Genomic DNA, 13,724 nt, shown 5'->3' with positions numbered 1-13,724 from the left:
ATTCAGCGCGCGCAGTCGACGATCACGGTGCCGAGCTTGTCGCCCTTCTCGACGGCGAGATGTGCCTGCGCCGTGTCGGACAGCGCAAATTGCGCCGCGACGTTGTGGATGCGCGGGCCGGCCGCCAACCATTTCGAGATGTCGGCCTGCCCCGCTGCAAGCAGCGCCGGCGGCAGCGCGAACAGCACGAGCGCGCGGAGCGCGATGCATTTCTCCATGAGCTCGCGCATCGGCACAACCGGCGCGCGGTTGCCGTTGGTGGCGTAGACCGCAATCGTCGAATTGACCGCCATCAGCTTCAGCGTGGTCGCGATGTTGCCGCCGAAATCGACGTCGACGACGTGATCGACACCGCGTCCGCCGGTGAAGGCCATCGCCTTCGCGACCACGTCCTCGTCCTTGTAGTTGACCGCGAGATCGGCGCCCGCGCGCTGCGCCTGCTCGCCCTTCATCGCGGAGCTCACGGTCGCGATCACCTGCGCGCCGCCCCATTTGGCGAGCTGCACGGCATAGTGTCCGACCGCGCCGGCACCGCCGGTGACGAGAACCGTCTTGCCGACGATCGGCCCGTCCGCAAACAGAGAGCACCACGCCGTCATCGCGGGAATGCCGAGCGTCGCGCCTTCCGCGAAGGAGAGGTTGTCCGGCAGAGGCGTCACCAACTGCTCGGCGAGCGCGATATATTCGGCCGCGGTGCCGAAGGCGCGGCCGTTGCGCTGGCCGTTGAACAGCCAGACGCGGTCGCCGAGCTTGAACCGCGTCACGCCGTCGCCGACCTGATCGACGAAGCCGGCGCCGTCGCTGTTCGGGATCACGCGCGGGTAGTCCATCGCGCGATAGCTGCCGCCGCGCCGGCCGACATCGGCCGGATTGACGCCGGAAGCCTCCAGGCGAATGCGCACTTCGCCGGGACTAGCGACCGGCGCCGGCATCTCACCGTAGGTGAGGACGTCGACCGCCGGTCCCGTCTGCTCGTACCAGACCGCCCTCATCTGGGGCCCGCTTTCCGAAGTTCGTGAACCATTGCTGCTACCTCGAACGCGAACTTCGGAAAGCGGGCCCCAGAAAGAGATTACAAGTTCTAGTGCCACTTATCGATTTGAAGTTCCCGACAGAACTCTCGGCATACACCGCAGGAACTTCAAATCGGTGGCACTAGAGCGTTCCGGGGAAGGCGCCACCGTCGAGCAGGATGTTCTGCCCGGTGATGAAGCCGGCTTTGGCGCCGCACAGGAACGCGCAGGCATAGCCGAACTCGTCGGGCTGGCCGAAGCGGCCGGCGGGGTTGAGCTTGGCGCGCTCCGTCAGGATCTGGTCCGGCGTGACGCCGCGCTTGTCGGCCTCGGCCTTGGCGGTGCCGGTCAGACGATCGGTCTCGAACGGGCCCGGCAACAGACCGTTGATGGTGACGTTGTTGATCACGGTCTTGCGCGACAGGCCGGCGATGAAGCCGGTGAGGCCGGCGCGCGCGCCGTTGGAGAGGCCGAGGATGTCGATCGGCGCTTTCACGGCGGCCGAAGTAATGTTGACGACGCGGCCGAACTTGCGCGCCATCATGCCGTCGACGGTCGCCTTGATCAGCTCGATCGGGGTCAGCATGTTGGCGTCGATCGCCTTGATCCAGTCGTCGCGGGTCCAGTTGCGGAAATCGCCGGGCGGCGGGCCGCCGGCATTGTTGATCAGGATGTCCGGCTCCGGACAGGCCTTCAGAACGGCCTCGCGCCCCGCGGGCGTCGTGATGTCGCCGACGATCTCGGTCACCGTCACATCAGGATAGGCTTTGCGGATGTCGTCGGCCGTCTTCTTCAGGGCCTCAGCGCCGCGCGCGGTCAGCGTGACGTGAACACCGGCTTCGGCCAGCGAGATGGCGCAGGCGCGGCCGAGGCCCTTGCTGGATGCGCAGACGATGGCGCGGCGACCTTTGATCCCAAGATCCACTGTTTCACTCCCGTAATGTCAGGCAGGTTTTTAGAGGTCCCCACTCTAGCCAACCTCGGCGCCGCTGATAAGGGACCGGCCCGCATCAAAATGCATGCGCGCTCGCGCGGCGATGCAAATGCGCCTGATCAGATGCGCTGCTCCTGCTTGAGGCGGTCGATGGCGGAAGCGGCCTCTGGCGGCAGCGACTTGAAGCCCATCTGGCCGACCACCGAGAACAGCGGCCGCAGGCGCGAGCCGGCGAGGAAGGGCGGCTGGTGATTGGCCGGCACGACCTGGTCGAACACCAGTACCAGCGTGGTGGCGACGAGGCCGACCCTGATGGCCCCGAGCGCAGCGCCGCCGAGGCGGTCGCCGATGCCGGCCTCGCCGATGGTGTCGTTCAACGCGACGCGGCCGATATGCCCGAACAGCATGCCGACGACCACGAAGATGCCGAAGAACCAGATCCAGTTCTGGAGCAGCGGCGCGTTCGGATTGCCTGTGATCTGCGGTGCGATCAGCGGCATCAGCGCAATCGCGATCGGCGCGGCGAGGAGATAGGCGAGGATGGTCATGGCGCTGCGGAGCAGGCCGGTCCGGAAGCCGAAGCCGACCGCAATCGCGAGTGCCGCATAGACCGCGAGATCGAAACTGTTCATGAGCGCGACCCTGCCATGGAACGAATGAACGCCGAACCGATCATTCCGGTTTCAGATCGCTAAAATCGTCTGTATTGATGCCCCAAAAGCCGAGGGATTGCGCCCATGTCAGACCTATTCGACGTCAGTAAAGAAACCATCCTCGTGACCGGCGCGAGCCAGGGGCTGGGGCGGCAGTTTGCCCGGGTTTTGGCGGCAAACGGCGCGGCTGTCGTGCTTGCGGCGCGGCAAACGGACAAGCTGAAGAGCCTGGAAGAGGAGATCCGCGGCAAGGGCGGCCGCGCCGCCGCGGTCGCGCTCGACGTCACCGATATCGCCTCGATCGCCAAGGCCGTCGATGCGGCAGAAGCGGCGCTCGGTTCCATTACGGTGCTGATCAACAACGCCGGCATCGCCATCGAGAAGCTTGCGACCGAACAGACGGAATCCGACTGGGATGCCGTGATCGGCGCCAATCTCAAGGGCGCCTATTTCCTTGCGACCGAAGTCGCGCGGCGTATGATCGCGCGCAAGCAGGAGGGCAACATCGTCAACATCGCCTCCGTGCTCGGCACCGGCGTGCTGAAGGCGGTCTCGCCCTACGCGATCTCCAAGGCCGGCATCATCCAGGCGACGAAGGCGATGGCGCTGGAGCTCGCAGGACAAAATATCCGCATCAACGCGCTCGCGCCGGGCTATATCGACACCGAGATGAACCACGCCTTCTGGTCGACGCCGCCTGGCGAGCGATTGGCAAAACGCATCCCCCAGCGCCGCGTCGGCGCCGAATCCGATCTTGACGGCGCGATTCTGCTGCTGGCGTCGAAGGCGTCGCGCTATATGACAGGAAGCGTGGTGACGGTCGATGGCGGGTTCTTGTTGAATTGAACGCCGCTGTCGTCCCGGACAAGCGCGCTTCGCCGGGACGACGATGTTGAGAGAGCGTCGTGCTAACTCACCGCGCCTCTGCCCTGATCATATCCGCCGCCTTCTCCCCGATCATGATGGTCGGCGCATTGGTGTTGCCGCCGATCAGCGTCGGCATGATCGAGGCGTCGACGATGCGCAAGCCTTCCACGCCGTGCACCTTCAGCGCCGGATCGACCACGGCCATCGCATCGGTGCCCATCTTGCAGGTGCCGACGGGGTGATAGACGGTGTCGACGCGATCGCGCAGCAAGGCGCGGATGTCGTCGTCGCTGCGCACGTTCGCGGTGAACATGTCCCTGGTCTGGAGCGCGCGCAGCGCCGGCGTCTCCATCAGCCGCTGCGTCGTCTTGAAGCCGTCGACCATCGTCTCGAGGTCCTCGTCCTCGCCGAGAAAATTCGGATCGATCAGCGGTGCCAGCATCGCATCACCGCCCGCGAGCGTAATGCTGCCGCGGCTTTTCGGCCGGAGCAGGCAGACATGGCAGGAGAAGCCGGTGCCCTTGTGCCGCTTTCGGCCGTGGTCGTCCACCATCGCCATGCCGAAATGCAGCTGGATGTCGGGGATGCCGAGCTCGGGCCGTGTCTTGAGGAAGCCACCGCATTCGGCGAAGTTTGAGGTGAGGGGCCCGCGTCGCTCCTTTCGATATTGCAGGATGGCGCGGATCAGCCGCGGCATGCCCTTCAGCGAGATGCCGGCAAAATTGGGATTGTCGGACATGTAGCCGAAGATGAAGTCGGGATGGTCCTGAAGATTCTGCCCGACGCCGGGCAGATGATGCCGGCTCTCGATGCCATGCGCGCGAAGCGCCACCGCATCGCCGATGCCTGACAGCATCAGGAGCTGCGGCGATTGAAACGCGCCTGCGGCCAAGATCACTTCGTGCCGCGCGCGAAGCTGCTTCAATTCCTTGCCCTGCCGGTATTCGACACCGACCGCGCGCTTGCCCTCGAACAGGATGCGCGTCGCATGCGCCTGGGTCTCGACACGCAGATTGGCGCGCTTGCCCATGTGCGGATGCACATAGGCCCGCGCGGCGCTCCAGCGCTCGCCGTTCTTCTGCGTCACCTGGTAGACGCCGAGGCCTTCATGGTCCTCGCCGTTGAAGTCTTCGCGGATGTGGAATTGCCCTTCCTGTGCCGCCTGCAAGAAGATCTGCTGGACCGGATTGCCGGAGCGCAGTCTGTTCACAGCGAGCGGGCCGTCCTTGCCGTGATACTCGCCGTCGAAATCGGCATTGTTCTCCGAGCGCTTGAAATAGGGCAGCACGTCCGCGTAGGACCAGCCGATATTGCCGAGCGATGCCCAGTGGTCGTAGTCGGAGCGGTGGCCGCGGATATAGACCATGGCGTTGATCGCCGAGGAGCCGCCGAGGCCCTTGCCGCGCGGCTGATAGCCGATGCGGCCGTTCAGCCCCTTCTGCGGCACGGTGTTGAAGGCCCAGTTGTTGACGCTGCCGGCGACCATCAGCACCAGCGCGCCCGGCGTGGTCACGACCCAATTGTCACAGGCCCCGCCGGCATCGAGCAGCGCGACGGATGTCGCCGCATCCTCCGACAGCCTTCCTGCGACAGCGCAGCCGCCCGAGCCCGCGCCCACGACGACGAAATCGAATGTGTCAGTCACTTCTGTTTCCCCCGTGAAGATTTTTTGTTGTTCGTCATTCCGGGGCGCGCGTAGCGCGAGCCCGGAATCCATTCATCCGCATCATTGGTGGCGAGATGGATTCCGGGCTCGCCTCTTCGAGGCGCCCCGGAATGACGGCGTTGGTATGAATTACGACATGAACCGCATCATCTTCTCCAGCCGCGCGATCTTGCCGCCATAGGGCGGATAGAGGTCGGCGAGGCGGTTGAACTTGGAGCGGTAGAACACCGGCTTCAGCTTGCTGAACGTCCTAAAGCCCCATTCGCCGTGATAGGCGCCGGTGCCGGACGCGCCGACGCCGCCCATCGGCTGGTTGATTTGGGTGAAGTGGAACAGGCAGTCGTTGACGGTGACGCCGCCGGAGACGGTGCGCGACACCACCTCGTCGCGCGCGTCGCGGTCCTTGCCGAACCAGTAGAGTGCCAGCGGCCGGTCGCGGGCGTTGACGAAGGCGATCGCCTCGGCCGGGTCGCGATAACCCAGCACCGGCAGCACCGGCCCGAAGATCTCCTCCTGCATCACCGCCATGTCTTCGGTCGCGCCAACGATCAGCGTCGGCGGGAATTTGCGGTGCGATTTCCAGTTCGGATCGTCGGGCTTCGCCGGTTGCAGGATTTTTGCGCCGCGCTGCGCGGCATCCGCGACCAGAGCTTCCAGCCGTGCATAATGCCGGTCGGAGATAACAGAGGTGTAGTCCTTGTTGGCGGGATCGGTGCCGAACATGCGCCGCATCTGCGCGCGCACCTTCTCGGCGAAGGCCTGCACCGAGCCCTCCGGCACCAGCACATAATCCGGCGCGATGCAGGTCTGCCCAGCGTTGAGCAGCTTTCCGTAGGCGATGCGCTCGGCCGCCTCCTCGAGCTCGGCGGACGCATCGACGATCGCCGGCGACTTGCCGCCGAGCTCGAGCGTCACCGGCGTCAGATTGCGCCCCGCGGCCTCCGCGACCAGCCGGCCGACCCGCGTCGAGCCGGTAAACACCAGATGATCGAACGGCAGCGTGGCAAAGGCCTTTGCGATCTCGTCCTCGATGCCGGTGACGAGCAGTTCCGTCGCGTCGAATTTTTGCGCGACCATCTCCTTCAGCAGCGCCGAGAAGTGGGGCACGAGTTCGCTCGGCTTGATGATCACCAAATTGCCGGCGGCGATTGCGCCGATCGCGGGCGCGAGCGTCAGCTGGAGCGGATAATTCCAGGGCGCGATGATGCCGACGACGCCGAGCGGCTGCGGGATCAGCCGGTTGCGCGCGGGCAGGAATTGCAGCGCGGTGGCCACCCGCTGCGGCGCCATCCAGGTCTTCAAATGCTTTGTGGCGTGCCGGATCTCGGAGAACACCAGCATCGTCTCGGCGATGGTGGTCTCCACCGCCGAGCGGTGGCCGAAATCGGCCGAGATCGCCTGCCGGAAGCGCTCTTCGTTGTCCGCGACCACTGCGCGCAGCCGCGCCAGCCGGTCGAGCCGCTCGGCCAGATCAGGTGCCGCCTCGGCCCGCGACCGCGCGACCATGGCATGGAAGGCGTGCTCCAGCGCCCGCAGCGGAGCGCTTGTCGGGGATCGGTCCGAGGCGTGGTCCAAGGCGTGGTCCATGCCGCTCTCCCTCAAATTGGCGTTTCCCCCTTATCTTGTTGCCGCAAGCTGGCCCTTTGTGGAACTTCTGGCAAGCGCGCGGCAAATGGGCCGGAATCCGGGCGCGCTGGCTGTCATAAAAGTCGAAAAAAACGTCCCCGCAGCCCTTTCCAAAGGCAGCCCGGGTTGGTACATACCCCCCGCACCCGTTGGGCTTTGCCCGGGGTTGCCTTCCAAGGAAGCCTTTGGGACGGAAGAGCAAGCCACGCGAACAGCGTCGGCCCTCCATCCACCGTCCCCGGCATTTTGGCGAAGGCGCGCAACGGTTTAACGCGGGGTGGAGCAGCCCGGTAGCTCGTCAGGCTCATAACCTGAAGGTCATAGGTTCAAATCCTATCCCCGCAACCAACGATACCGACACTCCCGTAGCGAAAGCTGCGGGAGTTTCGCGTTTCCGAGTCTTTCCAACGGCTTGTGCTTCGATCCATCCGAAGATCGTGCCCAGTTCGCCGTGTACGGTGGCGTCGATTTCGCCGCGCAGATGCCTGACGTTTCACCGTACACGCCATCTGTTCTGATCCTCGCTATCTTGGATGTCGCTCGATAGCGTCGATATGGGACGCCAGTAGCGAACCGCGATTCGGTGATCGAAGCGAGCCCGGAAATCTGTCGTCTGGCGTCGTCAAATTCGAGCAGGCTTTCGACCCTGTCTGGACACCGCGCGGGGCGGACCGGCGCTCGATCTAACGACGAGCCTTGTCTCTATCTCATTCACCCGCAAAACCGGGCGGTTGCTCGCCCGTGCCAGAAGATACTCTCCCGCAGCAACGCCTATACTGTCAGCCGGGACATGTATCGTCGTCAGCGGCGGATCGAGAAAGGCGGCGAAGTCGAGATCGTTGAAGCCGGTGATCGAGATATCTTGCGGGACGGAGAGGCCGCTCGATTTTGCCTCGATTAAGGCACCGAACGCCAGCTGATCATTGAGACACATGACAGCGGTTGGTCTTACCGGCGAAGCCAATATGGCTCTCATCGCCAGTCGGCCTTCGCCAATGCGATAGGGCCTTTCGATCATCCATTCGGCGGCCAATTTCAGCCCGCGCGTTTCGACAGCAGTGCGGATACCCGCCACTCGACCGGATGCTCGATCGTTGTTTTTTGTCCTGCCGGAGATTACGCCGATATGAACGTGCCCGAGGTCCAGCAGGTAGTTGGCCATCGCTCTCGCGGCTGCTGCGTTATCGAAGCCGACACAGGCATTCTTGGCACTCAAGGACCAGGTTTCGATAAAGGGAAGAGCCTGCTGTTCAATCATCGTGATGAGTTCGGGGGCATGCTCATCGCCGACGAGGAGCAGACCATCGATGCCGCGGGACATCAGCATAGACACTTGCCGTAGTTCGACCGATGCATCGTAATCAGAACTGGCTACGATAAGCGTGTAGCCTGACGCATCGAGAAGCCGCTGCAGGGATCCGATTGCAAGCGCAAATCCCGCATTCTCGATCGAAGGAACAACGGCGCCGATTGTCCGCGCTCGTCTTGACGAGAGAGCCCGCGCGGGGCCGTTTGGAACATAGTGAAGCTGGCGGCAGGCGCTCTCCACCCGCTCGACCACCGTCTTGGATACCTTCGCTGAGCCATTGAGCACACGCGACACCGTCGCGGTGGAAACACCGGCCAACGCGGCCACATCCAACAGGCCAGCCAGCCCTTTGCCTTGCGGGGGCGAGCGTTTTCGTCTGATGACGGGTACCTCGGACATGCTAACTCGCGAAGGTTCCCTTCCGGTCTATTGACAGTTTCCCGTCCTTTCAATACGGATCGTAGATGAAAGCGTTTACATATTCAAGGGTATCGAATGTCGAAGATCGTATCGGTTGAAGCTCGCACCGTGCGGGCGCCGCTTGAGAAGGCAACGGCTTTCGCCCGTCGGCGCGTATTGGAGCGGGAATACGCGCTCGTGCGTATCCGCACCGCCGATGGCGTTGAAGGGATTGGTCACTGCTATGGCGGCCACGCGGCCGCGGACCTCGTCAGCCAGGCTGTTCGGCTGTTGTTGAGGCCGCTCCTGATCGGTCAGAACACTTGCGACACCGAGATCCTTTGGCAGGAAATGTATCAGGAAGCGCTCCTGCACGGCCGCGCCGGTTCAGTCATGCGCGCCATCAGCATCGTCGACACCGCTCTCTGGGATTGCAACGCCCAGGCAGCAAAACTGCCCCTCTACAAGTATTTGGGCGCCGCCAGCAGGGACTCGGTCCCGGCCTATGCGAGTGGGGGATATTATCTCGACGGCAAGTCGCCTGAGGCTCTGGGCGAGGAAATGGCTGGCTATGTCGCGCTGGGCTTTCAGGCCGTCAAGATGAAGGTGGGCCGCCTTTCGCCCAAAGAGGAGGAGGCGAGGATCGCGGCTGCCCGCGCCGCTATCGGGCCGGACGTTCTGTTGATGCTCGATGCTAACAACGCATGGTCCGACGTCCCCACCGCGCTTCGCTATATCGATCGTTACGTTGACTATGACCCGTACTGGATCGAGGAGCCTTTCAGCCCGGATCAGATCAATGAGCACGCCGACCTTGCTTCGCGGATCAAGGTGCCGGTCGCGACTGGAGAAATCGAAGCCGGGCGGTGGCGGTTCAAGGAAATTCTGGACAAGGGGGCCGCTGCGATTCTTCAAACCGATGCCGCGGTCTGCGGTGGCATCAGCGAGTTCAGAAAAATTGCCGCCTTGGCGGACGCCTACGGCGCGACCATGTGTCCGCATTGGTTCCATGACCTGCATATCCATTTGGTCGCGTCCTGCGCAAATGCCCGGTTTGTCGAATTCTTCGCGGACGACAAAGTGCTGAACTTTCGAAGGCTGATCGATCGCCAACTTGAGATTGTCGGGGCACGTCTCAAGCTTCCGCAGCAACCGGGTCTTGGCTACCGTTTCGACGAGATGGCCATCGCGAGATGCCAGGCAGAGGCATGGTCGTAAAGTCTGGAAGATCGGAATTCCTCGGTAAACGAACGGCAGTTACGATGACAGCTTATCAACGAGTCCTCATTACTGGAGCCGCTGGACTGCTCGGCAGTTGCATACGGGAAGGCTTGGTCGGTGCCTATCCGATAGTCCGCAGCACCGACATTGCTCCTCTTGGACGGGTGCGTCACGGGGAGGAAATCGAGATAGGTGACCTTCGCATTCCTGCGGATGCTGAGCGAGTCGCGAACGGTGTCGATGCGATCGTCCATTTGGCGGGTGTTCCGCGGGAAGCGGACTGGAATACAATTCGCGACGTCAATATTGATGGCACGTATCACATCTACGAGGCCGCGCGGCTCGCAGGTGTGCGCAGGGTCGTCTTCGCGAGCTCAAATCACACGGTCGGATTCTATCACCGCGATACGCCAATCGGCAGGGAGGCACCGGTACGCCCGGACACGCGCTATGGCGTGAGCAAGGTTGTCGGCGAAGCAATGGCCCGGCTTTACGCCGACAAGCACGGCATTGAGAGTGTTTGCGTTCGCATCGGGCAATTTCGACCGCGGCCCACCAATCCGAGAATGCTCTCTCTCTGGATCAGCGGTCGCGACCTGGTGTCGCTTGTGCGCTGCTGCCTGGATACCGACGATCTCCATTTCGAAATCGTCTACGGCATCTCGAACAATAGTCGCGGCTGGTACAAGAATCCCTATGGTCGCTTGCCGTTCAAGCCCCAGGACGATGCGGAATCTCATGCGACGGACATGGTGCTGGCTGACAACAGCGAAAGCCTGACGCCAGTGTCGGCTGCTTTTCAGGGCGGGCCATACTGCCAGGACGGTTTCAGCGGTCCATTGGAAGGGATGAGCTGATATGGCGGTCTGGGTCGACTGCGATCTCATTTGCTTCAATCCAGACTAAAACTGATGAGGTGATCTTGACGGACGAAACATCAATCTTCGAGTCGCTAAAGTTGGTTACCACCGCGACCATCACGACGGTGCTTCTAAAGAAGGGCCTGCGCAATGTGTGGCTGCGCGGAACGAAGCCATTGCAACCCAACCAACCTCGCCTCGTTGGACGTGCCTTTACGCTTCGATTTGTGCCAGCTCGCGAGGATCTGGCGACACCGGAGTCGTGGTCTTCCCCGATCTCGACCCGCGGCGCTATCGAGGCGATGCCCGGAGGCTGTATTGCCGTCGTCGACGCCATGGGCGTAACTGATGCTGGAATTTTCGGAGATATCCTTTGTGCTCGCATGAAGAAGCGAGGCGTCTCTGCATTGGTGACAGATGGGGTCGTTCGCGACGTCGCGGGCGTCGTTGGCACAGGCTTGCCGGTATGGTGCAATGGTGCGGCAGCTCCGCCCTCTGTTGCGGGTCTCACTTTCGTGAACTGGCAAGAACCGGTCGGGTGCGGCGGGGTGGCAATTTTTCCGGATGATGTGATCGTCGTCGACGCGGACGGTGCTGTCGTTATCCCAAAGGCGATCGTCGGAGACGTTACGGCACTTTGCGTAGAGCAGGAGCGCCTTGAATGCTGGATCATGAATGAGGTTGAGATGGGCATTCCGCTACCGGGACTTTATCCGCCAAATGCGGAAAGCAAATCCCGTTACGAAGCGTCGAGGACCAAGCCGTGAGCCGACGGCGTTGAATTTTGGGAAAGGGAAACTGGTATGGCCTCAGTGCAGGTTCGCGACGTGCGTAAATCCTTTGGAGGTTTTGAGGTGCTGCACGGCGTGAGCGTTCCGATCGAGGACGGCGCGTTCGTCGTGCTGGTGGGGCCGTCGGGCTGCGGCAAATCGACATTGCTGCGCATGCTGGCAGGACTGGAGAACATCACTTCAGGCACAATCTCGATTGGTGGCCGCGTCGTCAACAATATCCAGCCGAAAGAGCGTGACATCGCAATGGTGTTCCAGAACTATGCGCTCTATCCGCATATGACGGTTGCCGACAACATGGGCTTTTCGCTGAAGCTGCGAGGCGCCAATACCTCTGTGATCGCCGAAAAGGTCAACAGCGCCGCCGGCATTCTGGACTTGCGCCGGTTGCTCGACCGCTATCCGCGTCAACTCTCCGGAGGTCAGCGCCAGCGCGTCGCCATGGGACGTGCCATTGTGCGCGACCCGCAGGTGTTTCTGTTCGACGAGCCGCTCTCCAATCTTGACGCCAAGCTCCGCGTCGCGATGCGCGCCGAGATCAAGGAACTGCACCAGCGCCTGAAGACCACCACGGTCTACGTGACCCACGATCAGATCGAGGCCATGACCATGGCCGACAAGATCGTCGTCATGCAGGATGGAATCGTCGAACAGGTGGGTTCGCCGCTCGATCTCTACGACCGTCCGGACAACAAGTTTGTCGCCGGCTTTATCGGCTCGCCCGCGATGAATTTCCTGGACGGCAAGCTCTGCATGAATGGCGGTGGACCATGGGTGGAAACCGCTAACGGCAACAAGTTGCCGATCGCGACGGCCCCCGTCGCCTCGGATGGAAGGCCGGTCATCTATGGTATCCGTCCCGAGCATCTCGAATTTGCCGATGTCGGGATCGAGGCCGAGGTGGTGGTGGTTGAACCGACGGGATCGGAAACCCAGATCGTGGCGCGGATTGGTACCCAGGACATCATCGCAATCTTTAGGGATCGCCGCCAGGTCAAGCCGGGCGACCGCGTATATCTGCGGCCACGCACCAGCGCGGCGCATCTGTTCGACAGGGATACCGGTGCGCGGTTGTAGTTGCTTCAGGATCAACTGATCAATGGCCGGTCATGTCTGGTTCGGATTGAAGGGCGATCGGTCGCGGGGATATCGAAAATGCAGGCCTCCTCGAGCCTCCGGTGATGATCCGGCCCCTGCCGAGTAAAATCTCATCTGAGTCCAAATATGAAAGCGGTTGCAGGGTCGATGTCGAGCAGAATGGAATTTGAGGGCCGTTTTTATTATGTGAGTTGACACGATCCGGGTCCCGTATACGGTATCATGTAATCGTTTTCATAAATGTCCCGGGAGGTCATTCGTGCACACTACCGCAGTCAGCCGGCTCGAGAGCCACGCCTTCGCGTGTCTCTCCTTCGGTGTCATCGGCGATGCCATGGGAACACCCACCGAAAACCTCGAACCTGCCCAAATCGAAGAAAGGTTTGGCTGGATCAATTCATTCGAGGGGGATGGCACCGACGATTCCATCATGCGCGATCTGATCGCCGCGGCCTTGATCAGGACCAATGGCTACGCCGACGCGGACAGTTGGGCCGTCCAGTGGCGCGAGCAGAACAACCAGATATTCGGTGAAAAGGTCGGGCGCTTCTTTCCTTCGGTGCTGCATGCAGCAGCCAAGCTCCGCTACGGATATTCGCCTCGAACCATCGCGGCGGGCACGATGCCAAGTTCCAGTTCGGCGATGGCCATTGCGCCGGTTGGAATTGTGAATGCCGGCAACCCGCGCGCGGCGGCCGCGCAGGCGATGGAATTGGCAAGCCTGATCCACGTCACCGACGTTGCCTTTTGTCAGGACGGCGCTGCTGCAATAGCAGCGGCGGTGGCCGAAGCACTTGCCGTCGGCTCGACCGTAGATGCAGTCCTGCAGGCCGCGATCGATCACGTGAAGCCGTGGAGCGGCGCGGAAATGCTGTCGTTGATCAAGTCGGCGCTCGATATCGTGCGCGCGACCGGGGACTACAAGGCGTTCAGGCAGGCCTATCATGAGAAGTTCCGCAAGCCGATCGCGTGTGACAGCCGGGAAACGGTTCCGGCAACGCTTGCCATCGTCTGGCTAGCGAAGGGCGATCCAGGCCAGGCCGCGATTCTCGGTGCGAATTTTGGCCGCGACTCCGACACCATTGCGTGCATGGCGGCGGGCATTTGCGGCGCGCTTAGCGGTGTCTCGCCAACGAACGATCCGCTGGTCCAGAAGCTGCCCGGCAAATCCCGACAAGCCCAGATCGAACTGGCTTCCCGGCTTGCAGCCGTCGCGCGCACGAAGGTCGAAAGCGAGATGCTGGCTCTTCGGCGGTGCCCTTGATTTCGATCTGAATTACTTCGGGA

Annotated in this window: 12 protein-coding genes and 1 tRNA gene; 7 read left to right on the top strand and 6 right to left on the bottom strand. The window is 62.3% G+C overall.

All coding sequences use genetic code 11. The features are described from left to right. Positions 1 to 2 precede the first annotated feature (2 nt). The 3 genes from ABIB73_RS20210 to ABIB73_RS20200 form a co-directional block, all read right to left on the bottom strand. The gene (locus ABIB73_RS20210; RefSeq protein ID WP_354226631.1) at positions 3 to 992 is read right to left on the bottom strand and encodes an NADPH:quinone reductase; all 990 of its coding nucleotides are present in this window, start codon (positions 990 to 992) and stop codon (positions 3 to 5) included. 163 nt (positions 993 to 1,155) lie between these two features. Beyond that, positions 1,156 to 1,938: an SDR family oxidoreductase gene (locus tag ABIB73_RS20205; protein ID WP_354226629.1), complete on the bottom strand. Its 783-nt coding sequence runs from the start codon at positions 1,936 to 1,938 to the stop codon at positions 1,156 to 1,158. Between the two features lie 128 nt (positions 1,939 to 2,066). Then, positions 2,067 to 2,579: a CvpA family protein gene (locus ABIB73_RS20200; protein ID WP_354226627.1), complete on the bottom strand. Its 513-nt coding sequence runs from the start codon at positions 2,577 to 2,579 to the stop codon at positions 2,067 to 2,069. Between the two features lie 105 nt (positions 2,580 to 2,684). Here ABIB73_RS20200 and ABIB73_RS20195 point away from each other — a divergent pair, with 105 nt between their 5' ends. Continuing rightward, the gene (locus tag ABIB73_RS20195) at positions 2,685 to 3,446 is read left to right on the top strand and encodes an SDR family NAD(P)-dependent oxidoreductase (protein WP_354226625.1); all 762 of its coding nucleotides are present in this window, start codon (positions 2,685 to 2,687) and stop codon (positions 3,444 to 3,446) included. Positions 3,447 to 3,513: 67 nt separating this feature from the next. Here ABIB73_RS20195 and ABIB73_RS20190 read toward each other — a convergent pair whose 3' ends face one another. Both ABIB73_RS20190 and ABIB73_RS20185 read right to left on the bottom strand, forming a co-directional pair. Then, positions 3,514 to 5,112 (bottom strand): GMC family oxidoreductase, encoded by a 1,599-nt coding sequence (locus tag ABIB73_RS20190; protein ID WP_354226623.1) that lies wholly within the window; start codon positions 5,110 to 5,112, stop codon positions 3,514 to 3,516. Positions 5,113 to 5,262: 150 nt separating this feature from the next. Beyond that, entirely contained in the window at positions 5,263 to 6,720 is a 1,458-nt protein-coding gene (locus ABIB73_RS20185; RefSeq protein ID WP_354226621.1) for a coniferyl aldehyde dehydrogenase, read from the bottom strand. Between the two features lie 310 nt (positions 6,721 to 7,030). On the opposite strand from ABIB73_RS20185, the gene ABIB73_RS20180 reads away from it, so the two are divergent. Then, positions 7,031 to 7,107, top strand: a tRNA-Met gene (locus ABIB73_RS20180). A gap of 274 nt (positions 7,108 to 7,381) precedes the next feature. Here the strand turns inward: ABIB73_RS20180 and ABIB73_RS20175 are convergent. Then, positions 7,382 to 8,467, bottom strand: coding sequence for a LacI family DNA-binding transcriptional regulator (locus ABIB73_RS20175; RefSeq protein ID WP_354226619.1), 1,086 nt, complete (start codon positions 8,465 to 8,467; stop codon positions 7,382 to 7,384). Between the two features lie 96 nt (positions 8,468 to 8,563). On the opposite strand from ABIB73_RS20175, the gene ABIB73_RS20170 reads away from it, so the two are divergent. From ABIB73_RS20170 to ABIB73_RS20150, 5 genes are all read left to right on the top strand, one after another. Beyond that, entirely contained in the window at positions 8,564 to 9,685 is a 1,122-nt protein-coding gene (locus ABIB73_RS20170) for a mandelate racemase/muconate lactonizing enzyme family protein (RefSeq protein ID WP_354226617.1), read from the top strand. Between the two features lie 44 nt (positions 9,686 to 9,729). After that, complete coding sequence (locus ABIB73_RS20165) at positions 9,730 to 10,545, top strand: NAD-dependent epimerase/dehydratase family protein (protein ID WP_354226615.1); 816 nt, start codon at positions 9,730 to 9,732, stop codon at positions 10,543 to 10,545. A 65-nt stretch (positions 10,546 to 10,610) separates the two neighbouring features. After that, entirely contained in the window at positions 10,611 to 11,315 is a 705-nt protein-coding gene (locus tag ABIB73_RS20160) for a ribonuclease activity regulator RraA (protein ID WP_354226613.1), read from the top strand. A 36-nt stretch (positions 11,316 to 11,351) separates the two neighbouring features. Continuing rightward, positions 11,352 to 12,416: an ABC transporter ATP-binding protein gene (locus ABIB73_RS20155; protein WP_354226611.1), complete on the top strand. Its 1,065-nt coding sequence runs from the start codon at positions 11,352 to 11,354 to the stop codon at positions 12,414 to 12,416. A 280-nt stretch (positions 12,417 to 12,696) separates the two neighbouring features. After that, the gene (locus ABIB73_RS20150; RefSeq protein ID WP_354226609.1) at positions 12,697 to 13,701 is read left to right on the top strand and encodes an ADP-ribosylglycohydrolase family protein; all 1,005 of its coding nucleotides are present in this window, start codon (positions 12,697 to 12,699) and stop codon (positions 13,699 to 13,701) included. Positions 13,702 to 13,724 lie beyond the last annotated feature (23 nt).

It is taken from the genome of Bradyrhizobium sp. F1.4.3, assembly GCF_040548375.1.
GTDB lineage: Bacteria > Pseudomonadota > Alphaproteobacteria > Rhizobiales > Xanthobacteraceae > Bradyrhizobium.
The sequence above is the reverse complement of the archived record's forward strand: the minus strand, read 5'-3'. Positions and strand labels throughout refer to the sequence as shown.

Coding starts and splice junctions, on each gene's coding strand:
- ABIB73_RS20210 (WP_354226631.1), bottom strand. CDS start 992: ATGAGGGCGGTCTGGTACGAGCAGACGGGACCGGCGGTCGACGTCCTC.
- ABIB73_RS20200 (WP_354226627.1), bottom strand. CDS start 2,579: ATGAACAGTTTCGATCTCGCGGTCTATGCGGCACTCGCGATTGCGGTC.
- ABIB73_RS20195 (WP_354226625.1), top strand. CDS start 2,685: ATGTCAGACCTATTCGACGTCAGTAAAGAAACCATCCTCGTGACCGGC.
- ABIB73_RS20185 (WP_354226621.1), bottom strand. CDS start 6,720: ATGGACCACGCCTTGGACCACGCCTCGGACCGATCCCCGACAAGCGCT.
- ABIB73_RS20175 (WP_354226619.1), bottom strand. CDS start 8,467: ATGTCCGAGGTACCCGTCATCAGACGAAAACGCTCGCCCCCGCAAGGC.
- ABIB73_RS20170 (WP_354226617.1), top strand. CDS start 8,564: ATGTCGAAGATCGTATCGGTTGAAGCTCGCACCGTGCGGGCGCCGCTT.
- ABIB73_RS20165 (WP_354226615.1), top strand. CDS start 9,730: ATGACAGCTTATCAACGAGTCCTCATTACTGGAGCCGCTGGACTGCTC.
- ABIB73_RS20155 (WP_354226611.1), top strand. CDS start 11,352: ATGGCCTCAGTGCAGGTTCGCGACGTGCGTAAATCCTTTGGAGGTTTT.